20 protein-coding genes and 1 tRNA gene are annotated in these 25,778 nt (G+C 63.0%); 12 read left to right on the top strand and 9 right to left on the bottom strand.

Features of this window, described 5'->3' with window-relative positions:
- Nucleotides 1–2 precede the first annotated feature (2 nt).
- The gene (locus GJB56_RS12125; protein WP_021334277.1) at nt 3–1,169 is read right to left on the bottom strand and encodes a hypothetical protein; all 1,167 of its coding nucleotides are present in this window, start codon (nt 1,167–1,169) and stop codon (nt 3–5) included.
- 116 nt (nt 1,170–1,285) lie between these two features.
- On the opposite strand from GJB56_RS12125, the gene GJB56_RS12120 reads away from it, so the two are divergent.
- The 5 genes from GJB56_RS12120 to GJB56_RS12100 all read left to right on the top strand — a co-directional run bounded on the left by GJB56_RS12120 (nt 1,286) and on the right by GJB56_RS12100 (nt 6,654).
- The gene (locus tag GJB56_RS12120) at nt 1,286–2,221 is read left to right on the top strand and encodes a helix-turn-helix domain-containing protein (protein WP_113684089.1); all 936 of its coding nucleotides are present in this window, start codon (nt 1,286–1,288) and stop codon (nt 2,219–2,221) included.
- Between the two features lie 143 nt (nt 2,222–2,364).
- A complete protein-coding gene (cysD, locus tag GJB56_RS12115) occupies nt 2,365–3,291 on the top strand; it encodes a sulfate adenylyltransferase subunit CysD (RefSeq protein WP_019749195.1) in 927 nt (308 codons plus the stop codon).
- Nucleotides 3,291–5,135, top strand: coding sequence for an adenylyl-sulfate kinase (gene cysC, locus GJB56_RS12110; protein WP_113684090.1), 1,845 nt, complete (start codon nt 3,291–3,293; stop codon nt 5,133–5,135). The genes cysD and cysC overlap by 1 nt, the downstream gene beginning before the upstream one ends.
- Complete coding sequence (locus GJB56_RS12105; protein ID WP_113684091.1) at nt 5,132–6,301, top strand: 3'(2'),5'-bisphosphate nucleotidase CysQ; 1,170 nt, start codon at nt 5,132–5,134, stop codon at nt 6,299–6,301. Before cysC ends, GJB56_RS12105 begins: the two co-directional genes overlap by 4 nt.
- Complete coding sequence (locus GJB56_RS12100; protein ID WP_113684092.1) at nt 6,283–6,654, top strand: nuclear transport factor 2 family protein; 372 nt, start codon at nt 6,283–6,285, stop codon at nt 6,652–6,654. Before GJB56_RS12105 ends, GJB56_RS12100 begins: the two co-directional genes overlap by 19 nt.
- A 9-nt stretch (nt 6,655–6,663) precedes the next feature.
- Here the strand turns inward: GJB56_RS12100 and GJB56_RS12095 are convergent, their stop codons facing one another.
- Together GJB56_RS12095 and GJB56_RS12090 are read right to left on the bottom strand one after the other, a co-directional pair.
- Entirely contained in the window at nt 6,664–7,815 is a 1,152-nt protein-coding gene (locus tag GJB56_RS12095) for a N(5)-(carboxyethyl)ornithine synthase (RefSeq protein ID WP_019749192.1), read from the bottom strand.
- A 233-nt stretch (nt 7,816–8,048) separates the two neighbouring features.
- Nucleotides 8,049–8,426 carry a MarR family winged helix-turn-helix transcriptional regulator gene (locus tag GJB56_RS12090; RefSeq protein WP_019749191.1) on the bottom strand — a complete coding sequence of 126 codons (378 nt, stop codon included), beginning with the start codon at nt 8,424–8,426 and terminating at the stop codon, nt 8,049–8,051.
- Nucleotides 8,427–8,511: 85 nt separating this feature from the next.
- Between GJB56_RS12090 and GJB56_RS12085 the strand changes: the two genes are divergently transcribed.
- The gene (locus GJB56_RS12085; RefSeq protein ID WP_019749190.1) at nt 8,512–10,041 is read left to right on the top strand and encodes an MFS transporter; all 1,530 of its coding nucleotides are present in this window, start codon (nt 8,512–8,514) and stop codon (nt 10,039–10,041) included.
- Nucleotides 10,042–10,114: 73 nt separating this feature from the next.
- Here the strand turns inward: GJB56_RS12085 and GJB56_RS12080 are convergent, their stop codons facing one another.
- From GJB56_RS12080 to GJB56_RS12065, 4 genes are all read right to left on the bottom strand, one after another.
- Nucleotides 10,115–12,007 carry an FAD-dependent monooxygenase gene (locus GJB56_RS12080; RefSeq protein WP_113684093.1) on the bottom strand — a complete coding sequence of 631 codons (1,893 nt, stop codon included), beginning with the start codon at nt 12,005–12,007 and terminating at the stop codon, nt 10,115–10,117.
- 2 nt (nt 12,008–12,009) lie between these two features.
- Nucleotides 12,010–13,338 carry an MFS transporter gene (locus GJB56_RS12075; protein ID WP_020908300.1) on the bottom strand — a complete coding sequence of 443 codons (1,329 nt, stop codon included), beginning with the start codon at nt 13,336–13,338 and terminating at the stop codon, nt 12,010–12,012.
- 128 nt (nt 13,339–13,466) lie between these two features.
- Nucleotides 13,467–14,393 (bottom strand): LysR family transcriptional regulator, encoded by a 927-nt coding sequence (locus GJB56_RS12070; protein WP_113684094.1) that lies wholly within the window; start codon nt 14,391–14,393, stop codon nt 13,467–13,469.
- A gap of 89 nt (nt 14,394–14,482) precedes the next feature.
- Nucleotides 14,483–14,558: transfer RNA gene (locus GJB56_RS12065), tRNA-Arg, on the bottom strand.
- A gap of 243 nt (nt 14,559–14,801) precedes the next feature.
- Here GJB56_RS12065 and GJB56_RS12060 point away from each other — a divergent pair.
- Nucleotides 14,802–17,171, top strand: a complete 2,370-nt coding sequence (locus GJB56_RS12060; protein WP_113684095.1) for a phosphoketolase family protein — start codon at nt 14,802–14,804, stop codon at nt 17,169–17,171.
- Between the two features lie 70 nt (nt 17,172–17,241).
- Here GJB56_RS12060 and GJB56_RS12055 read toward each other — a convergent pair whose 3' ends face one another.
- Both GJB56_RS12055 and GJB56_RS12050 read right to left on the bottom strand, forming a co-directional pair.
- A complete protein-coding gene (locus GJB56_RS12055) occupies nt 17,242–17,961 on the bottom strand; it encodes a DUF305 domain-containing protein (RefSeq protein ID WP_019749185.1) in 720 nt (239 codons plus the stop codon).
- A 4-nt stretch (nt 17,962–17,965) separates the two neighbouring features.
- Nucleotides 17,966–18,793: a DUF3105 domain-containing protein gene (locus GJB56_RS12050; protein WP_021334274.1), complete on the bottom strand. Its 828-nt coding sequence runs from the start codon at nt 18,791–18,793 to the stop codon at nt 17,966–17,968.
- Between the two features lie 216 nt (nt 18,794–19,009).
- On the opposite strand from GJB56_RS12050, the gene argS reads away from it, so the two are divergent.
- The 5 genes from argS to thrB are packed head-to-tail and all read left to right on the top strand — an operon-like array spanning nt 19,010 to nt 25,458.
- The gene (gene argS / locus GJB56_RS12045) at nt 19,010–20,662 is read left to right on the top strand and encodes an arginine--tRNA ligase (RefSeq protein WP_019749183.1); all 1,653 of its coding nucleotides are present in this window, start codon (nt 19,010–19,012) and stop codon (nt 20,660–20,662) included.
- Nucleotides 20,659–22,080 (top strand): diaminopimelate decarboxylase, encoded by a 1,422-nt coding sequence (lysA, locus tag GJB56_RS12040; RefSeq protein ID WP_019749182.1) that lies wholly within the window; start codon nt 20,659–20,661, stop codon nt 22,078–22,080. The genes argS and lysA overlap by 4 nt, the downstream gene beginning before the upstream one ends.
- A complete protein-coding gene (locus tag GJB56_RS12035; RefSeq protein ID WP_007726192.1) occupies nt 22,077–23,390 on the top strand; it encodes a homoserine dehydrogenase in 1,314 nt (437 codons plus the stop codon). The genes lysA and GJB56_RS12035 overlap by 4 nt, the downstream gene beginning before the upstream one ends.
- On the top strand, nt 23,387–24,469 hold the full coding sequence (gene thrC / locus GJB56_RS12030) for a threonine synthase (RefSeq protein ID WP_070797116.1): 1,083 nt from the start codon (nt 23,387–23,389) through the stop codon (nt 24,467–24,469). The genes GJB56_RS12035 and thrC overlap by 4 nt, the downstream gene beginning before the upstream one ends.
- Before the next feature lie 44 nt (nt 24,470–24,513).
- Nucleotides 24,514–25,458 carry a homoserine kinase gene (gene thrB, locus GJB56_RS12025; protein WP_113684096.1) on the top strand — a complete coding sequence of 315 codons (945 nt, stop codon included), beginning with the start codon at nt 24,514–24,516 and terminating at the stop codon, nt 25,456–25,458.
- Nucleotides 25,459–25,778 lie beyond the last annotated feature (320 nt).

Genomic DNA, 25,778 nt, shown 5'->3' with positions numbered 1-25,778 from the left:
GATTACCCCAGCATTCGGTTGTCGATGGCGGCCTGGCGCTGGGCAATGCGCGCTGCCCAGTCCTCGGCGGTGATGGTGTTGGTGTCGAAATGCGGCAGGTGCTTCGCAATATCTGCGACGGCGACGATTTCGACGGTGGGACCGTCCTGCGGCGTCAGCTCGCGGGACACGCGCTGCCAACGGAACTGCAGAATGCCGCGCGGATGTCCGACGGTTTCGATCCAGTTGGTGACACCGGGGTTCTTCTCGCTGACCACCATTCGGACCATCCCGTCCGGATCGACCTGTGCCTGGCCGTTGTTGAGGGAGGTCTGATGATTGACGTAGTCCAGTGAGATGTACCAGAGGCTCCCCAGTTGGAAGCCGAGATACGGTGCGTCGGAGGCGGGAACGGTGATGATCATCGCCTGCTCGTCGGTGAGTTCGTAATGTCCCACCGACGAGTACTGCGTTGCCAGCCCGCCCGGTGTCAGGCGTGGTTCGGTCATGGTGTTGACCGTGAGCTTGAGGTAGAACCACTCCGGGAACTGGAGCCACGTCTTGACCCGCGTGACCAGTGCCTTCCCAGCCCTGGCGTAACGCTTCTCGGTCTCTTCGGCGGTGAGAGGTGGCGGCGCGATCCCGATCGAATCGGTGCGCTCGATGCGGATCACGCCGCGCTGCTGACTCCAGTCGCTGTAGACCTCGCGAACGACCAGCTGCGAGGATCCGGGCGCCAGGGTGTAGTAGTTGGCTCGTCCGTCGGCGGGGCCGGGGCCGAACCAAGCGACGAAGTTGCCGTCGTCGTCTATCTCCAGCTCGCGGTCGTCGAAGGCGATTTCGCTGCCGGGAACGTTCGAGTTGGTGTAGTTCCCACTCAACACCTGGAAGCTGAGATCGGCTGTGGTGCCGCGCTTTCCGGTGACCTTGTATTCCTTGTCGTCGTTGATACGGGCGCCGAAGTAGAGGGTGTCCGGGTTGTCGAGACCCATCTTGGTGAATGGTCCGGTGCCCTGGATGAAACTCGGATGGGTCTTTTCGCTGGCCCAGGCGGCATGCGTCGTCGCGATGATTCCGCCGGCCAGATATTGGTATCCCTCCAGTAGATCCTGTTCGGATCTGATGTGCGGCGCAGTCTCGATCAATTTCTCGGCTTCGGCGATCGCCTCGGCAAACGGGTCCGTCAGCACGCTGGCTCCTCACAGTTCCGACTATGTCGCCGGTCCAGAGCGTCGTGGTACAAATATGTACCTATTTGGTAGATGTTGGGTATTTCGACAATAGAACGCGTTCTAGGGAGTGGTCAATGGGTGGACCGGAGAAGACGCCTGAAGCAGCACGCCAGAGGGGGAGACAATCGCCTCCCACCGAACGGGTGGTTCAGGTGCTCGACTACCTCGTCGGCCGCCCTGATCAGCGGTTCGGGCTGTCGGAACTGGCCCGCGCGCTCGAGATCAGCAAGCCCACCTGCTTGGGAATCCTCACGGCGCTGGCTGATCGTGGATACCTGACTCGGGACGAGGTGTCGAAGACCTATGGGCTCGGTCCGGCCTTGATCGCGGCCGGACGTGCAGCTCAGCGAGGATTTGCCGTCGGACCCATTGCCCGCACCCATCTGGAGAAGGTGAGCACGGAGTTCGGGACGACGTGCACGGCGTCCGGTGTGATCGGTGATCAGATCAGCGTTCTCGAAGTGACCGGACCGATCGGAGCGCGTCGCGCTGCCAAGGTCGGTCAGGTGTACCCGTTCGCACCACCGGTCGGACTGATGTACGTCCTCTGGGGTTCGGATCACGACATGGACAGTTGGCTGAGCAAAGAGCCGAGCCTGCCGGTGCGCTTGGATCGCGAGCGTCTGTGGAACGTGGTCCGCGAGTGTCGCGCTGCGGGGTATCTGGTCGAGAGTCTGGATCCAGTCGGGCAGCGACTGCACACGCTGATGGCGGGCGTTGCGACGCACGATCTTCCGCCGGAGGTGCGTGAACTGCTCGGGGAGATGGTGTCGAGCCTGGGTGAGAGGGTGTACCTCGGGCGCGACATCAGCTCTGACGACGAGCATCCCGTCAGTCTCATCGCGGCCCCGACCTACGACGCCGAGGGGCATCAGGCCCTTGTACTGACACTTTATGTGGGCGGGGCGATTACGGGCGCCGAGATCGAGCGAAGGGCTGTGGCGCTGGTTGCGGCGGCGGATGCGGTGACGGCGGAAGTTGGTGGCCGGAGTCCGGTTCGCGGTTTGTGACGTCTGATTGCCGGTCATTGACCTTTGGGTAGAACGAGTTCTATTCTGTGAATGCGTTCAATTTAGAACCAGTCCGGTACATAAATGTACCGATGCGGAAATGGTGTTCCGCACGGAGTACGTGATGCTCAGGAGCGAAAGACATGGCAACACTCCAGACCCCGCCCGCCTACGAGTTGTCGCATTTGCGGGCACTCGAAGCGGAGGCGGTCCATATTTTCCGCGAAGTCGCAGCGACTTTCGAAAAGCCGGTCCTCCTGTTCTCCGGAGGTAAGGATTCCGTCGTGATGCTGCACGTAGCGGCCAAGGCATTCTGGCCTGCTCCATTGCCGTTCGCCGTGATGCACGTCGACACCGGTCACAATTTCGACGAGGTGATCGAGTTCCGCGACCGCACGGTCGATCGCTTCAACCTGCGTCTTGTCGTCTCCAGCGTGCAGGACGACATCGACGCCGGACGCGTCATCGAGGACACCGGAGTCGGTTCGAGTCGCAATCGCCTGCAGACGCACGCGTTGCTGCGCGGAATTCGCGACAACAAGTTCGACGCCGTGTTCGGTGGTGCTCGCCGAGACGAGGAGAAGGCGCGCGCCAAAGAGAGGGTGTTCAGCTTCCGGGACGAGTTCGGGCAGTGGGATCCCAAGGTGCAGCGACCTGAACTGTGGAACCTGTACAACGGCAAACACCGTAAGGGTGAACACATTCGGATCTTCCCGCTTTCCAACTGGACAGAGCTCGACATCTGGCAGTACATAGAGAAGGAACGGATCGACCTTCCCGGCATCTACTACGCCCATCGTCGCGAAGTGGTTCCGCGCGACGGAATGTTGTTGGCACGCACCCGCTTCCTCGAACTTCGTGCCGGCGAGGAGTCCTACGAGGCGTTGGTGCGCTTCCGTACGGTCGGCGACGCAACGTGTACCGGATGCGTCGAATCGTCGGCCGAAACACCGGCCGCTGTCGTGGAAGAAGTTGCGGCGAGCCGTATCACGGAGCGTGGCGCAACCAGAGCTGATGACCGGATTTCCGAAGCTGGCATGGAAGATCGTAAGAAAGAGGGGTACTTCTGATGCCGCAACTGCTGAGAGTCGCTACAGCGGGGAGTGTCGACGACGGAAAATCGACACTCATCGGCCGGTTGCTCTACGACTCCAAGTCGATCTTCGAGGACCAACTCGAGGCCGTGGAGCGGAGCAGTCGAGAACGCGGCGACGAGTACGCCAACCTCGCGCTACTGACCGACGGATTGCGCGCCGAGCGTGAACAGGGCATCACGATCGACGTGGCCCACAGGTATTTCGCGACCCCTCACCGGAAGTTCATCATCGCGGACACACCCGGGCACGAGCAGTACACCCGCAACATGGTGACCGGCGCTTCGACGGCCGACCTTGCCCTGATCCTGGTGGACGCACGCAAGGGTGTGCTCGAACAGACGCGACGGCACGCTTTCTTGTCGACTCTCCTGGGGATACCCCACCTCGTGCTGTGTGTGAACAAAATGGACCTCGTGGGCTGGTCTCAGGAACGGTTCGAGGAGATCAAGGAAGAATTCCGGCAATTCGCGATCAAACTGGACGTCCACGATCTGACGTTCATTCCGGTGTCGGCGCTGTTGGGGGACAACATCGTTGCCCGGACCGAGAACATGTCCTGGTACGACGGGCCTTCTCTGCTGCACCATCTCGAGCAGGTACACATCGCTTCGGATCGCAACTTGATCGACGCGCGTTTCCCGGTGCAGTACGTGATCCGTCCGCAGAAGCAAACAGATGCCGACCTCCACGATTTCCGGGGATACGCCGGAACGGTTGCCAGTGGCGTCTTCAAGCCCGGCGATGAAATTGTGGCTTTGCCTTCAGGATTCACCTCGACGGTGAAGGCAGTCCACGGGCCGGGCGGTGACGTGATCGACGAAGCGTTTGCGCCCTCGGCCGTCTGCATCGAGCTGGCCGACGATCTCGACGTCAGCCGAGGGGACCAATTGTGTCGGCTCAACAACCGGCCGCAGGTCGGGCAGGAAATCGATGCGATGGTCTGTTGGTTGACTGAACAGACCACCCTGTCGGAGAACAACCGCTACTCGTTGCTGCACACCACGCGCTCCACGAAAGCGCAGATCGTCAAGCTCGACTATCGCCTGGACGTGAATTCTCTGCACCGCGACGAGAAGGCAGAATCTCTGTCCCTCAACGAGATCGGTCGCATCTCGATCAAGACGCAGCAGCCGTTGATGTTCGATCCCTACCGCCGCAACCGCGTGACAGGCAGCTTCATCCTCGTGGACGAGACCACGGGCAATACCGTCGCGGCCGGAATGATCAACGGTCCGACACTCAAGGAATCGCGCGTCGTCTGGCACAGTTCGGAGGTTTCTCGCGAGGAACGTGCGACCGCCGGCGCCACCATCTGGCTCACCGGTCTCTCGGCCTCGGGTAAGTCGACGATCGCGGTGGAACTCGAACGCCGCTTGGTGGCCGCGGGTATCCCGGCGTACCGCCTCGACGGCGACAACCTCCGGCACGGATTGAACGCGGATCTGGGATTCAGTGCCGAGGACCGAGCCGAGAACGTCCGCCGAGTCGGCTCGGTGGCGCAGTTGTTCGCTGATTCAGGTGCAGTGGCAGTGGCCTGCCTGATCAGCCCGTACCGCGAAGATCGTGATCGAGTGCGGGCGGCGCACGAGGCCGCCGGGCTGAAGTTCGTCGAGGTTTACGTCGACACCCCGATCGAGCAATGTGAAGCCCGAGACCCCAAGGGGATGTACGCCAAGGCCAGGGCCGGGGAAATCAAGGGTTTCACCGGAGTCGACGATCCGTACGAGGCTCCAGCCAGTGCCGAGCTGGTGATCAGACCCGAAGACGGAACGCCTACCGAACTTGCGCTGCGAATTATGGAAGTGTTGGACCGGTGAGCGAATCCACACACAGCAGAATCGCCGACGAGGCACTCGCGGCGGAATTGGCGCAGGCCGCTGGTGCGATCCTCCTGGGGATCCGAGCCGAGGGCCTGGGTGTCGACGACGGTCGTGAGCTTGGTCGCCGGGGCGACAAGGCCGCCGATTCCTACATCCTCGACCGGTTGGCCGCCGAACGGCCGGAGGATTCCGTGCTCTCGGAGGAGTCTGCCGATGATCGCAATCGTCTGGACGCATCCCGGGTTTGGATCATCGATCCGCTGGACGGCTCCAAGGAATACGGCTTGCCGGATCACGCGGATTGGGCAGTGCACGTGGCGCTTTGGGAGCGCGGTAGCGGAATTACCGCAGCCGCGGTTGCTCAGCCGGCGCTCGGAGCGGTGTACTCCAGTGGCGACGAGGCCGATTCGGTTCCCGCGAATTCGCCGCTCCGCGTAGTAGTCAGCGGATCGCGACCACCCGCATTCACCGAAGCGGTGGCAGCCGAACTCGGCGCCGACGTGGTGCACATGGGATCGGCCGGCGCCAAGGCGATGGCGGTGGTGCGAGGCGAGGTCGACGCCTACCTGCACGCCGGTGGGCAGTGGGAATGGGATTCGGCTGCACCCGTCGGCGTCGCACAGGCGGCCGGGCTGCATTGCAGCCGCATCGACGGTTCGCCGCTGCTCTACAACGAATCTCACCCCTACCTTCCGGATCTCGTGATCTGCCGACCGGAGTTGGCTGAGTCGATCCTGGGTGCAATTGCCAAGCACTCCACGGAGTCTGCGGTCAGTGGGCGCGTCGCCATGGCGCGTGAATACGTGAACGCATTGCTCACTCACGACGCAACGAAGGTCCGATTCGCAACTGACGCCTGGCGGGTCGAGAACGGTCAGCGAACCGGTGACACCGGCGCGTTCATCAGCAACGAGCTCGAACAGGGGCAGCAATATCGCGGAATCGTGGCGATACGTGAACTCGCGCTGCGTGAGTGGGGCGAGAGCGTCGTCGCGCGGTATCTGCTCGACCTCGGAACACCTGGCCAGGCACCGGCCGTCACAGTTTTCGTCACCGAGTACTTCGGGATACCGGCAGGCGAGATCGAAAGCATCCTGGCAATCATCGAACCCTACGACAACGATTCGAAAGAGGCTGGAACACAATGGCATCGGACAAGCTGATCACCGATTTCTGCGCGCTGTGGGCGGCCGCCGATGTTGCAAAGATCGTCGACTACTTCACCGATGACGTCGTTTATCACAACATTCCGATGGAGCCCGTGGTCGGTCGCGAGGCCGTCCGGGCGTTCATCGAGCAGTTTGTCGGTGCCTTCGGCAACATCGACTTTCAGATCAAGCGTCAGGTCGCGGACGGCAACACCGTCATGAACGAGCGCGTCGACGTCTTCACCATCAACGGCGCCGAGGTAGCGCTCCCGGTCATGGGGGTATTCGAAGTCGAGGACGGAAAGATCAAAGCCTGGCGCGACTATTTCGACATGGCACCGATCAACGCGGCAGCCGGCCAGGCCTGATCGGGGCGCCTATTCCGCGATGACAGCGTGCGGGTAGTCCGCCGAACGGTGCTGGAAACGCGTAATGGCGGGATTCACGATGACGCCGTCACGGATTTCGATGGCGCGGTCGACGGTCTCGTCTGCCTTCCAGGCCGTCTCTCCTGCCATCACAGTGGGCAGGTAGGGAAGAAGTGATTCGCTGATCTCCCACGACGCGGAGTTCCACAGGTACGACGGGCTGTGATCGACGCCGTAGTAAGTGATGTTGTCGCCGACGATGAAGGTCGGATCCGCGAACGAGGTGGGACGAGCCCAGCTGAACCCCATGCCTTCGTCGCACGAGACGTCGACGATGAGGCTTCCCGGTTGGAAGTCCATGAGATCTTCCTCGGTCAGGAACGTCAGCGGGGCATCCGTGTTCTGCAGTACGCAGTTGACGACGATGTCGTGCTCGGCCAGGAAGCCCGGTACCGGCACGCTGTGGTTGTCGAGCATGACGTGGCTGCCGCGGACATCGCCGTTGTTGTTGTCGAACGAGACCATTCGCGCCGAGTGGATGGGGGAGCTGACGGCGGTGACGCCGCGCTGAGTCAGTACGTCCACTTCGTGGATACCGTGCGCCTTGAGTGCAGTGACAGCGCCGCGTGCAGTGGCACCGAAACCGATCACGGCAGCAGTGAGACGGCGGCCGTAGTCTCCGGTGGAACCGATCAACTGCAGGGCGTGCAGTACCGAGCAATAGCCGGCCAACTCGTTGTTCTTGTGGAACACATGCAGATTGAACGATCCGTCGCTGTGCCAGAAGTTCATCGCTTCGAAGGCGATGAGAGTCAGTTTCTTGTCGATCGCGATCTGTGTCAGCTCGGTGTCCTGGACACAGTGCGGCCAGCCCCAGAGAACCTGACCCGACCGTAGTTCGGCGAGGTCACGCACCAACGGCTTCGGTAGCAGAACCACATCGGTTTCCGCCAAAATCTGCTTGCGCGTGCGGATTCCGGCCACCAGACGCGAGAGGTAGTCGTCGGAGTAGCCGAAGGGGTGGCCGTAACCCTCTTCGAGGTAGATCCGAGAACGTAGTTCGGCATCGATGCGATCGAAATGCGCAGGATGGATCGGCAACCGGCGTTCTGCCGGTTTGCTCGACTGTCCGATGACTCCAAGGGTGCGTGCGTTGTTCAATTGTGTATCTCTCGATAGGAGCAGGTAGAGATGTCAGGCAGGCGCCTGAGGGACTAGCAGAAGCCGCAGGAACGCTGGCAGATTGCCTCGGCCAGGATCGCGTGAAGGCGTGCCGGCTGCGCTGCTGTCGATCGCCGACGGCAACAGAAAGGCGCGCCGGTATGTGCTCAGTCTAGTCCTGAACGGTCCTCGCCCGGCGGCCGGGCGAGGTGCGGTGCTGCTCCGACGTAGGGCTACTGCTCGCGCAGGCGTGAATCCAGCACGGCCAGTTGAATTTTGCTGGCATCCGTGTGTACTTGACGACCTTTGTCGGTGACGTCGATGAAGACTCCGCGCCGGTCAGCCTCGCACAGTGCTCGCTGAACCAGTCCGGCCTTCTCGAGGCGGGCGACGCTGCGGGAGAGCGCACTGGGACTCAGGTACATCTCCGAAGCCAGATCCTGCATCCGTGGACGCTCACACGAGGTGTCCATGAGTCGGTCGAGGGCCTCGAAGTCGCTCATACTCAGGCCGTGCGCCGACTGCATCTGGCGATCGAGTTCGCATGCGATGTCGTTGTAGCTGGTCGACAACGAGCGCCAGGTGTTGCGCAATTCCGATTCCGACGTCACGACCGCATTCTAGTTGAAGACTCGATTACGTGCAATTGCATTAAATGCTTGTGCATTAAGTGCATGTGCATCTATTCTCGCTGACGTGACTTGCACAGACTCGACACTCAAACCATTCGATTCGCCGGAATCCCCGGGTTCTACGGAATCCACGGATCCGGCCACAGGAGAGGGCTGGTCCCTCAAGCTGTGGGGCATCCTCGCGGTGCTCTGCCTCGTGTTGTTCCTCGACGGTCTCGATGTGTCGATGGTGGGCGTCGCTCTACCGTCCATCGGCAATGAACTGGGCCTGTCCACTACTTCGCTGCAGTGGATCATCAACGGCTACGTCCTCGGATTCGGCGGCTTGTTGCTACTCGGTGGACGTACCGCCGATCTTCTCGGGCGCAGGAAGGTCTTCCTGATCGCGCTGACCGTGTTCGCAATCGCTTCGCTGGTCGGTGGCCTTGTCGACAACGGAACACTGCTGATCGCATCACGATTCGTGAAGGGACTGGCGGCGGCCTTCACTGCGCCGACTGCAATGTCCATTCTCACCACGACGTTCAAAGAGGGCCCGGCCCGTAACCGTGCGCTGTCCGTGTTCTCCGTGTTCGGCGCCAGTGGTTACTCGTCGGGCCTGATCCTGGGTGGGCTGTTGACCAGTGCCGGTTGGCGATTCACGTTCCTGATGCCGGTTCCGTTTGCCGTCATCGCGCTGATCGGTGGGTACTTCCTCATTCCGCGGGACCGTCCCGCAGATACCGGGGGACACGACCTCGTCGGCGCCGTCACCCTGGTGACGGGAATGCTTCTCACGGTCTACACGATGGTCTCGGCTCCGACCCGTGGGTGGGCACACCCGATGACGCTGGGTTCGTTCGCCGTCGCAGCCGTGCTTCTGGCGACGTTCTTTTTCGTCGAGAAGAAGGTGGCTCATCCACTTGTGCGACTTGGGCTTCTGCGCGTCGGCACCATCGTTCGTGCGAATCTGGCCATCATCGCGCTCTTCGGTTCCTACCTGAGCTTCCAGTTCATGATGACGATCTTCCTGCAGTCGGCCCTCGGCTGGTCGCCCCTGAAGATGGCGATGGCACTGCTCCCCGCGGGCATCATCGTCGCCTTCGGATCACCGTTCGTCGGACGGTTGGTCGACCTGTACGGCAGTGCCAAGCTCATCATCGCGGCACTGACCTCGCTCAGCGTCGGGTACCTCTGGTTCCTCTTCGCGGGCAGCGATTCACCGTCGTACGTCGTGGCGATTCTGCCGAGCGTCATCCTGCTCGGACTCGGATTCGCGTTGGGGTACACCTCGATCATGGCCCAGGCCACCTCCGGCGTCGACGATTCGGAGCAGGGTTTGGCGTCCGGGCTGGTGAACACGTCCGCTCAGGTCGGTGCGGCGCTCGTGCTCGCTCTCACTACCGCCCTCGTGACCGCCGGATCGCACACCGCATCCGGTGCCGGTACCGCCGGATTCGAACAGTTCCATCCCGGACTGATCCTGGTTACCGGAGTCGCGCTGGTGGGCTTGGCGATCACCGTCTCGCCGCTGGTACGTGGAAGGTCGCTGCGGGGAAGATCCGTGCGTGAAAGGCGCGCTGAGGAAGAAAAGGAATTGGCCGAGGTCAACTGAATACTTGCTTCATCCGCGAATGCGCTCGGCCGCGCAGGAGACAATCCTGCGCGGCCGAGTTGCTGTGTCTGAACTATCGGGTGGCAGATTTCGGGGCTGCAGATTTCGGGGCTGCGTCTTTCAGGGCTGCGTCGAAACTCGTCGACGTAGCTTGCGAACCGAGAATCAAGGCAAGGCGCACCAACATGGCTTCGCGGTCGGACGGATCAGCCTGGTCGAGTGCGTTCGACAGTGCCAACCAGACGTGCTCGCGGTGGCCCTCGTCGTCGATCACCGCAGTTGTCGCCGACTGTGCCGTATCGAAGTGTGTCGGCGCAGTGCCGGCGGTGAGGTGCTTGGCCACGTCGTTCAATTGCGTGGGAGCGCTGATGCGGCAGAGCGTCAATCCGTCGGGCCGAATCACGAAGATCTCGCCGACATGAGCACCGAGGGCAGATGCGAGATTGCCTTCGGCATCGCGAATCGTGGAGTCGTTAGTTCCCGCGGTGATCACCCGTACGGTTTCCGGTGCAAGGGCCTGAGCGAGAATCTCGGCTTGCGTGTCGAGTTCGGATACCAGCTCAGCTGACAGTCCGAAAGCCAGCAGACCGAATCCAGTACCGCACAGACTGTTCAAGGAGGTTTTCGAACCGTCCGCCGAGACCTGGACGACTCTGTCCTCCAGCGGATCCCCGGGTAGTACGCCCTCGGTGCCCGCAGCTGTGGGCCACGTCAGCGGCGAGAGACGGGCGTGCGTTGCACTCGACTGGCGCGGGTTGATGAGGTGCGCGAATTCGCTTCGCTTGGTGGAGAGTTCGAGTACGGCGTCGCGGGTGGTCCGGTATCCATGACTGCCGGGCGACATGATGAGCGTCGACTTGCCTGCATTGTCGACGTTCTGCTGCCACGCGCTGCGACGTTCCTTCGAATACGCGTCGAGGATGGCGGTATCGGCAGCTCCGTTGATGACGGCCGCCAGTTGCCACACCAGGGTCTCGGCATCTTCCATGCCAGAGTTGAGGCCACGAACACCGAAGATCGGAACGAGATGCGCGGCGTCGCCGGCAAAGAGCACACGGCCGTGAGTGAAATCTTCGAGGGCGAGTGCATGGGCGCGGTAGAAGCCGAACCATTCCAGGGTCCAGGGGATGTCGCTCTCGAGCCATTCGAGGTGACGCGTGATGCGGTCACGGATGCGATCTTCTTGCGTCTCCGCCTCCGGATCGTCCGACGCGTCGAGCTGGTAGTCGATGCGCCAGATGTCCCGTGGTTGGCGGTGCATGATGATCGTGGAGCCCGGGTTGCTGGGTGCGTCGAACCACACCAGACGCTCGGCCGGGAGTTCCGATTCCCAATGAATGTCGGCAATGACGTAGTTGCCCTCGTAGCTGTTGCCCTGCAAGCGGATTCCGCTGAGTTCGCGCATCTTGCTGCGTCCACCGTCGGCAGCCACGACCCACGCCGCACGCAGTTCGCGGGTTCCGAACGCGGTGTCGACGGTCAGAGTTACCTCGTCGTCACCGCCGGAGATGCCGGCGATCGACGACGACCAGTGGAAGTTCACCAGTGGGTGGGCGAGCAATTTGTCGGTCATGATCTGTTCGAACTCGGATTGCGAGACGTTGACCATGGGTCCGCGCGCGTCGTGCTCGGCGGATGCCATCCGGAACTGCAGTACTTCCTGATCGCGGTAGTAACTCCGACCACCCACCCACGGCAGAACGATGTCGTCCAGCTCGGCACCGAAACCAAGGCGTTCGGCAACTTCGAGGCTGTGCCGTGACACGCAGATCGCGCGACTGCCGAACGAGACCTGATCGGCCGCTTCGAGAATCGTGACGGCAATGCCGCGCTGCGCCAAGCCCATGGCTACGCCCATGCCGACTGGGCCGGCTCCGACGATCACGACGGGAAGTGCGTCGGCCGAAGGCGCCAGGGAAGCGAAGTCCTCGGGGGCGTACTTCTTCGGATGAAAGTAGGTCGACATGGTCACGAGGCTTTCTGTGCGGCAGTGTTTTTCGGGATCAGTTGAGGTTCCGGGAGTAGCAGGATGGAAACCAAGCTGATCACGGCAATGATCACGAAGTAGACGGTGATGGCGAACGAGGTGTCGAAGGCGGCGTAGAGCGCGGTGGCGATCATCGGGGCCAGACCGCCGCCGAGGATTGCGCCGATCTGGTAGCCGAGTGACGCTCCGCTGTAGCGGATGTGTGCGGGGAACAATTCGGCGAACAGCGCCGCTTGTGGGCCGGCGCAGCAGCCGAGCGTGAAGCCGAGGGCGATCATCGATACGAGCATCACCGGGACGATCGCCGTGTCGATCAGCGGAAAGAACACCGCTGCCGCCACTACCAGGGCGATCGAACTGCGGATGTAGACGGTTCGGCGTCCGAGAGTGTCCGACTTGTGAGCGCTGAAAGCCATTCCCGCCATCCAGAACGGGCAGGATGCGATGAGGAGGAAGAGCATCGTGGTTTTGCTGAAGCCGAGTTCGGACTCGCCGTATTTGAGCACGTAAACCATGTACGCGTACGCAATTCCGTTGGTGGCGATGAAGGTTCCACCGGCGAGGAGCACTGTCTTCCAGTGTCTGGTGAGAACCTCGAGAATCGGCATGGACTCCGCCGGTGCTTCGGACTTCGAAGCGGTGAACTCGTCACTTTCCTCGAGGCCGAGACGGATCCACATCGCAACGCCCACAAGAACTGCGCTGAGCAGGAACGGGATTCGCCATCCCCAGGAGTTGAATGCATCGTCGTCCATGAAGGCGGCGAGGGGGAGATAGACGAGATTGGCCACCAGTACGCCTGCGGGAACACCGATTTGTGGTGCGCTGCCGTACAGCCCCTTCTTGCCCTCCGGTGCGTTTTCGGTGGCGACCAGAACTGCGCCGCCCCACTCGCCGCCGACACCGAGTCCCTGAACGAATCGCAAGGTCACCAGGAGTATGGGGGCAAAGACGCCGATGGCGGCGTAGTTGGGTAGCAGGCCGATGGCAACGGTGGCGCAGCCCATCAGCATCAACGAGGTGACCAACATGGATTTGCGTCCGATGCGGTCGCCGAAGTGGCCCATCACGATTCCGCCGATGGGACGCGCGACGAATCCGACGGCGAGGGTGGCGAAGGCGGCCAGGGTGCCGGCCAGATCGGACGTGCCGGGGAAGAACTGCTTGCCGAGCACGAGCGCGGCGGCGGTGCCGTAGATGAAGAAGTCGTACCACTCGATGGCGGTGCCGACAAAGCTGCCGAGGGCGGCCTTGCGCGCCTTGACCGTCGCGGCGGTGCGCGTAGCGGTCGGTGAGGCGATGGAGGTCATGAAGTGCCTTTCGAGATGAATGTGGCTTGAAGAAACAATGACGTGCGCCACAACAATTGAAAAGCGAAAGAATTGGAGGTTCTTGCACGGAAAATGCGTGGAATCAGCTCCGCTGCCTGGTAGTGGGACTATTGGGCAGGTTCCGAGGGTGAAACGAATTCTATGAAAGCGCGTGCGACGCGGCTGAGGCGAGTGTTCTGGTGCCACGCGAGAACTACGTGCACCGACGGCACGACAGGGGAAGCGATGGTCTTGACGACTACCTCGAGCCCCTCGTACGTGACGTCCATCTTGGGGCGCTGGAGTAACAGCGTCCAGCCGAGTCCGCGTCCGACAAATGCCCGCGCCGTCTCGAAGTTCGCGGTTCTGTATGCAACCTTCGGGATGAATCCGCCTGCGCGGCAGACGTCGAGCGCGTGTTTGGTGCTCGGCGGCGCGTCGAGGAGAACCATCGGGTGGTCCGCGAGGTCCGGAAGATGGATCGGTCGCTCGGACCGCGCGAGTGGGTGTTCTGCACCCAGGACGATCAAGGGTTCGCGGATGGCCAACGGAACTGTGCGCAATTGTGGAGACAGGTCCAGGTCGTAAGCGATCGCGAGGTCCAACTCGCCGTTCTCGAGATGTGTCTGGAGCCGATTCTGAGTGTCCTCGCGGAACTCCACCTGCGCGTCGGGATTCTCACGGGTGAACCCGGCGATCATCGACGGCAATACCGTCGGCCCCAGAGCGGGATAGCAACCGATCGCGATGGGCCCCGACACGTTTCCGCCGGTTCCGAGCGCATCGGATTCGAGCTCCCCGGCTTGCTGAAGTAGCGCCCGGGCGCGCACCAGAACGGATTCGCCGGTGCGGGTCAGTTGAATGCCGAATGAGCGACGGCGAACGCACAGTTGAACTTTGAGCGCGCGTTCGAGTTCGGTGAGCGACGCGGACAGGGCAGAGGGGGAGAGGTGCAAGCGCTCGGCCGCGGCGCTGATCGTCCCGGTCTCGGCTACCGCGACAAACGCAGCAAGCTGACGCATCGTGTACGAGGGAGCAGGATCGATGCGAGGCATGAGATCGACAGTAGTCGGATAGATTGCCCTGAATATTTTGGTGCGGCACCGTGGAGAAGTCGACGATCAATCGCTGACCTGCGTCTTCGTGGTGCCCCCGGCAGGATTCGAACCTGCGACCTTTCGCTCCGGAGGCGAACGCTCTATCCCCTGAGCTACGGGGGCGCACCGAATACTCGGTGTGCCGATTGGGCTGCGTTAGCGTAGCGCATCACGGGGGGCCAAGACCAAACCGGCACCCGTCTCGGCATGGCGTCGTCGCGGGAGGCAGTCGAGGATGCGGCCGGGGACCATGGTCGTCGAATCATCTGTACCGACTGACTCGGATGCTTTTTACGCCTAGGCTCGGCTCTGAGCACAGGCTCGGGCGGACTGCTCGGGCACCCTCGTGAGGTACGGGAGTCGTTGATGACCGATCACCACTATTCCGAAGACCAGCTCGCGCTCGACCTGAAGTGGTGGGCAGCGGCCAACTACCTGACCGTTGCGCAGATCTATCTGAAAGACAACACGCTTCTGCGGGAACCGTTGCGAGCCGAGCACATCAAGCCTCGACTGCTCGGGCACTGGGGGACCAGCCCCGGCCTGTCGATGATCTACACGCTCCTCAATCGGCACATCGTCACCACTGATGCTGACTGGCTGTACGTCACCGGCCCGGGGCACGGCGGCCCGGCGCTGGTCGCGTCGACGTATCTCGAGGGAACGTATTCGGAGATCTATCCGGAAGTCTCGGACGACGCCGAGGGTATCCACCGGATGTGTCGGCGATTCTCGGCTCCCGGCGGAGTGCCCAGCCATGTGAGTGTGCAGACACCCGGAAGCATCCACGAAGGAGGCGAGCTCGGCTACGCCCTTGCACATGCGGCCGGCGCTGCCTTCGATCATCCGAACCTCGTGGTGGCCTGTGTGATCGGCGACGGCGAAGCCGAGACCGGGCCGTTGTCCGGCTCGTGGAAGCTCCCGGCGTTCCTCAATCCACGACGCGACGGCGCGGTGTTGCCGATCCTGCACGTGAACGGCGCCAAGATCGCGGGCCCGACCGTGTACGGGCGCAGCAGCGACGAGGACATTCAGGCCTACCTCGGCGGCCAGGGGTGGGCGCCGATCGTCGTCTCCGGTGACGACCCCGACGTCGTGTTTCCTCAGTTGTATCAAGCGATCTCGCAGGCACACGAGAAGATCCGCGAGATGCAGGGTGCCGCACGCCGCGGCGACGAGTGGACGGGTTCGTGGCCGGCAATAGTCTTGCGGACGCCGAAAGGATGGACCGGTCCGCACACCGTCGACGGAATCTTGGTCGAGGGCACACATCGTGCGCACCAGGTGCCGTTGTCCGGCGTGCGAACCAACGAATCGCATCTGCGGCAACTCGAAGAGTGGATGCGGTCGTACCGTCCGGACGAGTTGTTCGACGCCAACGGATCACTGGCCGCGGAACTGGCGGCGCTCTCGCCGGCGGGGGACAAACGCATGGGGAGCACTCCCTACGCGAACGGTGGGCGACTTCGCGTCGATCTCCCGATGCCGCCGCTCGAAAAGTACGCGCTTCCCATTCAATCCCCGGGTTCGACCTTCCACGAGACGACACGAGTTCTCGGCGAGCTTCTGCGCGACATCTACGCCGCCACGGAAACCGAGGACAGCGGCGGGATCTTCCGACTCTTCTGTCCGGACGAGACGTCGAGCAATCGCCTCGGCGCCGTGTTCGAGACAACCGACCGCTGCTGGCAACTGCCGATCACCGACTACGACGACGGACTGTCCTCGGACGGTCGTGTCATGGAGGTCCTCAGCGAGCACCTCTGCGAGGGTTGGCTCGAGGGCTATCTGTTGTCCGGTCGACACGGGATGTTCGCGAGCTACGAAGCGTTTGCGATGGTGAGTGTCTCGATGCTCATCCAGCACGCCAAGTGGCTCCAACATGCCGTCGACCTGCCGTGGCGGGCGTCCGTCGCTTCGCTCAACGTGCTGCTGACCAGTACATGCTGGCGCAACGACCACAACGGATTCAGTCATCAGGGCCCCGGCATGATCGACGCCGTTATTCCATTGGCACCCAGTGTGATCCGCGTGTGGCTACCGCCGGACTCCAACACCTTGCTCTCGATCTCGGACCACTGCCTGCGTAGTACCGACCACGTCAACCTGATAGTCGTGGACAAGCAACCGCACCTGCAATACCTCACGCTCGAGCAAGCGCACGAGCACTGCGCGGCGGGCGCTTCGGTGTGGGAATGGGCCGGAACCGAAGCACGCGGACAGGAACCGGACGTGGTCCTGGCCGCTGCGGGAGATGTGCCGACGCAGGAGATCCTGGCTGCTGCACAGTTGCTACGCGATCACACGCCAGAACTGATCACCCGCGTCGTCAACGTCGTCGATCTGATGGCCTTGCTGACGCCAACCGAGCATCCCCACGGATTTGGGGAGCGTGTCTTCCTCGATTTGTTCACCGCGCAGACCGACGTCGTGTTCGCATTCCACGGATACTCGCGTGCGGTGCACGAACTGATTCACGGGCGTCCGAGTCCCGAACGCTTCCACGTTCGCGGATTCAGTGAACAGGGAACAACCACAACACCGTTCGACATGGTTGTCCTCAACAAGATGAGCCGCTACCACCTGGTGATCGAGGCGCTACGACGCTCCAAGCGTCGGCCGGCCGGGGCGTCCGAGTTGGCGGAGTTCTGCCGCACACAGCTCGAAAAGCACTCGCGTTACATCGTCGAGCACCTCGAAGACATGCCGGAGGTAGAAAACTGGGCCTGGTCCTGAAATTCAGGACCAGGCCCAGTTGGGTCTGAACATTCTCGGTTCAGCTCAGTGCAGTGCAGTGCAGTTCAGTTCAGTTCATGGGCAGCGGCACTGCGCCGCGAGCTGCCAACATGTCGGTCATCAGCTTGGACTCGCTCTGCTGCGTGTTGACCATCGTCTGCGCCAGGCTGCGCACCGGACCCTCGGTGGCGTCGGCAGCTGCGTACTCCATCATCGGAAGCCCACCTTCGTGGTGACGAAGCATCAACTGCAGGAACAAGGTGTCGAGTTGCAGGCCTTCCGCCGCGCGGAGAGCCGCGAGGTCCTCGGGGGACGCCATGCCGGGCATGGTGTCGACCGGGCCGGAATGAGCCATGTCCATCGTGGCCGAAGTCCCGTGCGATCCGTGGCCGGAGCCCGAATCCGACGACATCCACTCCATGTACGGCCCCACCTTGGACAGCGGCTGATCCCACATGGTCAGCCACGCCTGCATTTGACCGAGCTGGTTCTGCTGCGTGGTCAAGATGTCGAACGCCAGCGTGCGCACATCGTTGTCGGTGGACTTCGTCAGGGCGATGGACGCCATGTCGACGGCCTGGCTGTGGTGCACGCTCATGTCCTGAGCGAAGCCCACGTCCACCGAATCCGATGCCGGAACGGTCAGTGACGACTTCGCATCGGGTCCGAGGAGGTTGGTCAGTGCGCCGAGGGCAAAACCGACGGCGATCGCGCCGATCAGACCGATGATCAGCAGTGCGGTGCGCTGACTCGGCTTCGAAGGCTGATCGGTGGTCTCTGAACTATTCACCGGACTATCCACCGGCGGGAATCTGCTCGTCGGTGGCCGGGGTAGCGCCCGTGCCGTCCATCTGGATGGCGTCGGCGCCCGGAGGCGTCGGATCGAACGGCGACGTCGACGGGGTGAACAGCGGGTTGGTGCAGCTCGCTCCGACCTCGGGGTAGACGTTCGGGTTCTGGTTCAACGCGGTGATGAACTGATCGATGCGATCGTCGTCGGCCTTGTCGATCTCGAGGCGATGGCCCCACGACTGCAGAGAAATGGGGCTGCTCTGGCCGGGGAACGGCGACATCAGCATGTAGGACTTGCCGTTGACGCGTCCGGCGAGGCTGTCGATCTGGTCCTGGTCGACGAGATCGGGGTTGTACGTGATCCAGATGGCGCCGTGCTCGAGCGAGTGGACGGCGTTCTCGGTGCGAATCGGGTCGGCGTACACGGTTCCGGTGCAGTTCGCCCAGGTGGCGTCGTGCGGGCCACCGAACGGCGGGGTCTGGTCGTACGCCACGCGCTGAGTGGAATCGACGTGCTGGCCGGCCGGGTACTCGATCTTGAGGACGCCGTCGATCTTGTCGGACGGATCCTTGTTCTCGGAGCTGTACTTGTACGGCTCGAGGGCCTGCCGCTCCTCGACCTTGGGCCACAGATTGATACCGAGCACGGCGATGAGTGCGAGCACAGCCACACCGGCGCCGATCGACAGCCAGGGGATCTGGCGGGGAGCGGGGACGCCGCCCTTGCCCTTCTTGGCCGGCCGACTGTTCTTGTTGGCGGCCTTGATGGCCTTGGCTGATTTGGCCCCGGAGTTCTTGTTGGGACCGCGACTATCGGAACCGCTTGGCATCGATTGGGCTCTTTCGGTGTGTGGGCTTGAGGTGTGGCGCGCCCGCGCATGAAGGTACGCGGTGGTAGCTCGGGCATTACCACTGTACTTTCCGAGTCTGAGGGCAAACTTTGAGAGTGGCGTGCGACACGCCACAGCGGCCCCGCGCACGTTCACGGAGAGCGAGGCGTGAGGCGAGTCTCCACTTCCGGTGTGCAGGCAATAGGATGAATACCTGTGACTCCAGCTGACCTTGCCGAACTGCTCCGCGGAACCGCAGCGAGCGTCCTTGCCGATCGTGGCCTCGACGTATCCGTGCTGCCCGAAACCCTTACCGTCGAGCGACCACGCAACCCCGAGCACGGCGATTACGCCACCAACATTGCCATGCAGGTAGCCAAGAAGGTCGGCACCAATCCCCGCGAGCTGGCGGGCTGGATCGCCGAAGCCCTCACCGCTGCCGACGGAATCGAATCCGCCGAGATCGCCGGACCCGGCTTCCTCAACATTCGGTTGGACAAGGACGCCCAGGGCGCGATCGTCGTGTCGGTTCTCGAAGCCGGTGCGTCGTACGGCTCGGGTGACTCCCTCGCCGGCAAGAAGATCAACCTCGAATTCGTCTCGGCCAACCCCACCGGACCGATTCACCTCGGCGGAACCCGTTGGGCTGCAGTCGGAGACGCGCTCGGACGCATTCTGTCCGCGCAGGGTGGATTGGTCACACGTGAGTACTACTTCAACGATCACGGTGCCCAGATCGACCGCTTCTCGCGTTCGCTGATCGCTGCAGCGAAGGGTGAACCTGCTCCGGAAGACGGTTACGCCGGTGCATACATCGCCGACATCGCCGCCTCGGTTCTGAAGCAGCGTCCCGACGTCATGGAGCTGCCCGCCGACGAGCAGCAGGAAACCTTCCGCGCCATCGGCGTCGAATTGATGTTCACGCACATCAAGCAGACCCTCCACGACTTCGGCGTCGACTTCGACGTCTACTTCCACGAGAACTCGCTCTTCGAATCCGGTGCGGTCGAGAAGGCCGTCGAATCCCTCAAGGGTTCGGGCAACCTCTTCCACGAAGACGGTGCGTGGTGGCTCAAGAGCACCGACTACGGCGACGACAAGGACCGCGTCGTCATCAAGAGCGACGGCAACGCCGCCTACATCGCCGGTGACATCGCCTACTTCCAGAACAAGCGCGCCCGCGGGTTCGACCTCTGCATCTACATGCTCGGTGCCGACCATCACGGATACATCGGCCGTCTCAAGGCTGCCGCGGCCGCATTCGGCGACGATCCGGACACCGTCGAGGTGCTGATCGGCCAGATGGTCAACCTCGTCAAGGACGGCACTGCCGTCAAGATGAGCAAGCGCGCAGGCACCGTCATCACCCTCGACGACCTGGTCGAGGCAATCGGCGTCGACGCCTCGCGTTACGTCATGATCCGCTCGTCGGTCGACTCGAGCATCGACATCGATCTCGACCTGTGGACCAAGACCAGCAGCGAGAACCCCGTCTACTACGTCCAGTACGCGCATGCACGCCTCTCGGCGATCGCTCGCAACGCCGCAGACCTCGGTCTGTCCGCCGACGCGAGCAACCTCGCCCTGCTCACCGTCGAGCAGGAGGGTGACCTCATCCGCACGATCGGCGAGTACCCACGCGTCGTGTCGAGCGCGGCGAATCTGCGTGAGCCGCACCGTATTGCCCGCTACCTCGAAGAACTCGCGGGTGCGTACCACCGCTTCTACGGCGCGTGCCGCATCCTTCCGCAAGGCGACGAAGACGCCACCGACGTGCACCGCGCGCGTCTGGCTCTCTGCGCCGCCACCCGACAGGTCCTGGCCAACGGCCTCGAACTGCTCGGCGTCACCGCACCGGAGCAAATGTGAACGCGCACCCCGCCGGCCCCAAGCATGCCGAGCAGTTGCAGGCCCCCGGCTTGCCCGACCGTCCTGCCAGCCCCGAAGCCTTCGGTGAACTCTCACCGCAGGTGTGGCCGCGCAACGCTTCTCGCGGCGACGACGGTGAAGTGACCCTCGCGGGTGTCAAGGTCGGTGAACTTGCCGAGAAGTACGGCACCCCGCTGTTCGTCATCGACGAGGACGACTTCCGCTCGCGTTGCCGCGACATGGCCCGCGCCTTCGGCCCGGATGCCAAGGTGCACTACGCATCCAAGGCATTCCTCTGTGGCGAGATCGCACGCTGGGTCGCCGACGAAGGCCTCTCGCTCGACGTCTGCTCCGGCGGCGAACTGGCGATCGCGTTGCACGCGGACTTCCCGGCCGAGCGAATTGCCATGCACGGCAACAACAAGTCAGTCGCCGAACTGGCCGCTGGTGTCGCCGCGGGCGTCGGACACGTCGTGCTCGACTCGGCGATCGAGATCGACCGACTCGATCGTGTCGCCGGTGAGGCCGGTGTCGTTCAGGACGTGTTGATCCGACTGACCGTCGGCGTCGAAGCGCATACCCACGAATTCATCTCCACCGCACACGAGGACCAGAAGTTCGGTTTCTCGCTGGCCGGGGGAGCCGCGATCGACGCGGTCCGTCGCGTCTTCGCTGCCGACAACTTGCGACTGGTCGGCCTGCACAGCCACATCGGTTCGCAGATCTTCGACGTCGACGGTTTCGAGGTGGCAGCGCACCGCGTGATCGGTTTGCTCCGCGACGTCGTCACCGAGTTCGGAGTCGAGAAGACCAAGCAGATTTCGATCATCGACCTCGGCGGCGGCATGGGGATCTCGTACATCCCCTCCGACGACCCGCCGCCCGTCGACGAACTGGCAGCAAAGCTCGGCCACATCGTGCGCAACGAGTCCGCACTGGCCGGATTGCCGGAGCCGACGCTTGCCGTCGAACCCGGCCGCGCCATCGCCGGACCTGGCACGGTGACGCTCTACGAGGTCGGCACCATCAAGGACGTCACGGTGGGTAGCTCGCTGACACGCCGCTACATCAGCGTCGACGGCGGGATGAGCGACAACATCCGCACGTCCCTCTACGGTGCGGAGTACGAAGCCAAGTTGGTTTCGCGAACTTCCGAGGCTGATCCCGTCGTTGCACGTATCGTCGGTAAGCACTGCGAGTCCGGTGACGTGGTCATTCGGGACACCTGGATGCCCGAGGACGTCGGGCCCGGTGATTTACTAGCGGTAGCAGCGACCGGTGCATACTGCTATTCGATGTCGAGCAGGTACAACCTGCTCACCCGCCCAGCCGTGGTGGCGGTGCGTGACGGAGTCTCACGCGTGATTCTGCGGAGGGAAACAGTGGAAGATCTGCTCAGCTTGGAGGTATCGCAGTGACGAGCGAATCGGCGCATCGCGCTATCGGTGTGGCCGTTCTCGGCCTCGGCAACGTCGGGAGCGAGGTCGTCCGGATCATTCGTGAGCAGGCCGAGGAACTCGAAGCTCGCGTCGGCGCCCCGTTGGAACTGCGGGGAGTTGCCGTCCGCCGTATCGGCTCGGACCGCGGAATTCCCGAGGAACTGCAGACGACGGACGCCGAGTCCCTGGTCGGTCGTGACGACGTCGACATCGTGGTCGAGGTGATCGGCGGAATCGAGCTCCCTCGCAAGCTGATTCTCTCTTCCCTCAACTCCGGTAAGTCGGTCGTGACCGCCAACAAGGCGCTGCTCGCGGACCACACCGGTGAATTGGCGGAGGCTGCAGAGGCCAACTCTGTCGACCTGTACTTCGAGGCCGCTGTTGCCGGTGCGATCCCCGTGATCCGCCCGCTCACACAGTCGTTGGCCGGAGACCGTGTCAACAAGGTCGCCGGAATCGTGAACGGCACCACCAACTTCATCCTCTCCGCGATGGACGAGACCGGCGCCGACTACGAGGAGACCCTCGCCGAAGCCGGACGCCTCGGATACGCGGAAGCCGACCCGACCGCGGACGTCGAAGGCTACGACGCCGCGGCGAAGGCTGCGATCCTCGCGTCGATCGCGTTCCACACCCGCGTCACTGCCGCGGACGTGTACCGCGAAGGAATCTCCACGATCACCTCCGCCGACCTGGCGTCGGCGAAGGCGCTCGACTGCACAATCAAGTTGCTCTCGATCTGCGAGCGCATCGTCACGCCCAAGGGCAAGGAGCGGATTTCCGCTCGCGTGTACCCGGCGCTGGTTCCGCTCAGCCATCCGCTGGCCTCGGTCAACGGCGCGTTCAACGCCGTTGTCGTGGAAGCAGAGAACGCCGGCCGGCTCATGTTCTACGGCCAGGGCGCAGGCGGCGCCCCCACCGCTTCCGCGGTGATGGGTGACCTGGTGATGGCGGCGCGCAACAAGGTTCACGGCGGCCGCGGCCCCCGCGAGTCCAAGTACGCCAAGCTCAAGGTCGCCCCGATGGGCGACATCCTCACGCGCTACTACGTGAACATGGAGGTCGCGGACAAGGAAGGTGTGCTGTCCGCAGTCGCCGCCGAGTTCGCCAAGCACGGCGTGAGCATCTCCGTCGTCCGCCAGGAGGGCGCCGGCGCCGGCGCGCGTCTGGTGGTCGTCACTCATGTAGCAACCGACGCGGCTCTCTCCGAGACCGTGGCGGCCCTCAACGAACTCGAATTCGTCACCGCTGTGACCAGCGTGCTGCGACTGGAAGGCACTGAACAATGACCGGCATCGTCAACCCCGTCCACAAGGCATGGCCGGGTCTCATCGAGGCATACCGGGACCGTCTCGCGATCGGTGACAACTGGAAGACCGTCACCCTGCGCGAAGGCGGCACCCCGCTCCTGCCTGCCGGCCACCTCTCCGAGATCACCGGCTGCGACGTCTACCTCAAGGTCGAGGGTCTCAACCCCACCGGTTCCTTCAAGGACCGCGGCATGACGATGGCCGTCACCGACGCCTTGGCCCGTGGCCAGCGCGCAGTTCTGTGCGCGTCCACCGGCAACACCTCCGCCTCGGCCGCTGCGTATGCAGCCAAGGCAGGCATGACCTGCGCCGTGCTCATCCCGCAGGGCAAGATCGCCATGGGCAAGCTTGCGCAGGCAGTCATGCACGGCGCCAAGATCATTCAGGTCCAGGGCAACTTCGACGACTGCCTCGAGCTGGCACGCAAGACCACGGCGGAATTCCCCACCATCGGTCTGGTCAACTCCGTCAACCCGGTGCGCATCGAAGGTCAGAAGACCGCGGCATTCGAGATCATGGACGTGCTCGGCAAGGCTCCCGACGTGCACGCTCTCCCGGTCGGAAACGCAGGAAACATCACCGCGTACTGGCGCGGATACTCCGAGTACTACGCGGACGGTCTGACCACGGTCAAGCCCCGCATGCTCGGCGTCCAGGCAGCCGGTGCGGCTCCGCTGGTCAACGGCGCACCCGTCAAGGACCCCGAAACCATCGCTACCGCAATCCGAATCGGTTCCCCCGCTTCCTGGAACGGCGCTGTCGCCGCGAAGGAAGAGTCGAACGGTGCATTCCGTGCCGCCACCGACGAGAAGATCCTCGAGGCTTACCGTCTGATCGCCGCCACCGAGGGCGTCTTCGTCGAACCGGCGTCGGCAGCCAGTGTCGCCGGCCTGCTCGCCGCACGTGCAGAGGGCTGGCTCGAGCCGGGCCTGACCGTCGTGTGCACGGTGACCGGTAACGGTCTCAAGGATCCTGACACGGCTTTGAAGGGTATGCCGAGCGTCGAGCCGATCGGTGTCGATCCCGTTGCCGTCGCGGCTGCCCTCGAGCTTGCATAGTGTCCGTGGATTCATCGACCACTCCGCGGAATCCGGTGTCTGACATGACTATAACCCTGCCTATCGGCCTTTCGGTGACTGCTCGCGTCCCGGCCTCGAGTGCAAACTTGGGGCCGGGGTTCGACACCCTCGGTCTGGCGTTGGGGTTGTACGACGAAATCGTGGTCACCACAACGGATTCGGGCCTTCAGATTCGCGTCGAAGGTGAAGGCGCTGCCGACGTACCTTGGGGTCCTTCGCATCTCGTAGTTCGCGCTATCGAACGCGGTCTCGAAGCGGCCGGGGTGTGGGCCAGTGGCCTGGACGTGTTGTGCCGCAACGCGATCCCGCACTCGCGCGGGTTGGGATCCTCGGCTTCTGCGGCTGTCGGCGGACTGGCAGCAGCCAACGGTCTGGCGCGCGCACTCGATGCCGAGATCGGCTTGACGGAAGAGCAGTTGGTTCAACTCTCGTCCGAGTTCGAAGGTCACCCGGACAATGCGTCTGCCAGTGTTCTCGGTGGCGCAGTCGTCTCGTGGAGTTGCCCACCGGCCGTCGAAGGCGACGAGCCGATCTACTCCGCGGCGAAACTCGATGTCCATCCCGACATCCGTGCTGTGGCACTGGTTCCCGAGGAGCGGTCGTCCACCGCACACACTCGTGGCCTCCTGCCCGAATTGGTTCCGCACCAGGATGCCTCGTTCAACGCGAGCCGCAGCGCGCTTGCCGTCGTTGCGCTCACTGCTCGGCCCGATCTGTTGATGGCAGCCACCGAGGATCGCCTGCATCAGGCACAGCGCGCACCCTCACTTCCGCTCACGACGCGATGGATCGGGATCTTGCGCGAGGCGGGCATTGCTGCGACCGTTTCGGGAGCAGGCCCCACCGTGTTGGCGCTCAGCACAGAACCTTTCCCCGTCGAGCTCGCCGAAGCGGCGCGGGCAGACGGACTACGTGTGCTCGAATTGGACATCGCCGACGGCGTCGAAGTATCCACGACGACTGTCTGATTACTGCCTTGGTCCTGGTGATCGCCCACTACCGATCGGTAGTGAACTGACACACCCAGTCGTCCAAATTCTTGCCGGACTCAGGTTTGGACGCTATCCTGGGCTATGTCCGTACATCGTGCGCGTCAGTCGCCGGTGCATCACCAGGGGGCAAAACTCCTTCCCAATCGGGGTCCACAGTCCTTGGCATGATTCTCGCAGGCATGATTCTCACGCTTGTACCTTCTCCGAAGGTTTGAATCCTCCGCGGATCGAACACTCAGAGGTTCCATATCTCTGGGGTTCAACACACGGGGGAGTGAATCGTCGACGAAGGCGCG

It is taken from the genome of Rhodococcus sp. AQ5-07 (assembly GCF_009707305.1).
Lineage (GTDB): Bacteria > Actinomycetota > Actinomycetes > Mycobacteriales > Mycobacteriaceae > Rhodococcus_F > Rhodococcus_F erythropolis.
The sequence above is the reverse complement of the archived record's forward strand: the minus strand, read 5'-3'. Positions and strand labels throughout refer to the sequence as shown.

Excerpts from the sequence above, each read along its gene's own strand:
- GJB56_RS12120 (WP_113684089.1), top strand. The coding sequence starts at position 1,286 with ATGGGTGGACCGGAGAAGACGCCTGAAGCAGCACGCCAGAGGGGGAGA.
- cysD (WP_019749195.1), top strand. The coding sequence starts at position 2,365 with ATGGCAACACTCCAGACCCCGCCCGCCTACGAGTTGTCGCATTTGCGG.
- cysC (WP_113684090.1), top strand. The coding sequence starts at position 3,291 with ATGCCGCAACTGCTGAGAGTCGCTACAGCGGGGAGTGTCGACGACGGA.
- GJB56_RS12100 (WP_113684092.1), top strand. The coding sequence starts at position 6,283 with ATGGCATCGGACAAGCTGATCACCGATTTCTGCGCGCTGTGGGCGGCC.
- GJB56_RS12080 (WP_113684093.1), bottom strand. The coding sequence starts at position 12,007 with ATGTCGACCTACTTTCATCCGAAGAAGTACGCCCCCGAGGACTTCGCT.
- GJB56_RS12075 (WP_020908300.1), bottom strand. The coding sequence starts at position 13,338 with ATGACCTCCATCGCCTCACCGACCGCTACGCGCACCGCCGCGACGGTC.
- GJB56_RS12070 (WP_113684094.1), bottom strand. The coding sequence starts at position 14,393 with ATGCCTCGCATCGATCCTGCTCCCTCGTACACGATGCGTCAGCTTGCT.
- GJB56_RS12060 (WP_113684095.1), top strand. The coding sequence starts at position 14,802 with ATGACCGATCACCACTATTCCGAAGACCAGCTCGCGCTCGACCTGAAG.
- GJB56_RS12050 (WP_021334274.1), bottom strand. The coding sequence starts at position 18,793 with ATGCCAAGCGGTTCCGATAGTCGCGGTCCCAACAAGAACTCCGGGGCC.
- thrC (WP_070797116.1), top strand. The coding sequence starts at position 23,387 with ATGACCGGCATCGTCAACCCCGTCCACAAGGCATGGCCGGGTCTCATC.
- thrB (WP_113684096.1), top strand. The coding sequence starts at position 24,514 with ATGACTATAACCCTGCCTATCGGCCTTTCGGTGACTGCTCGCGTCCCG.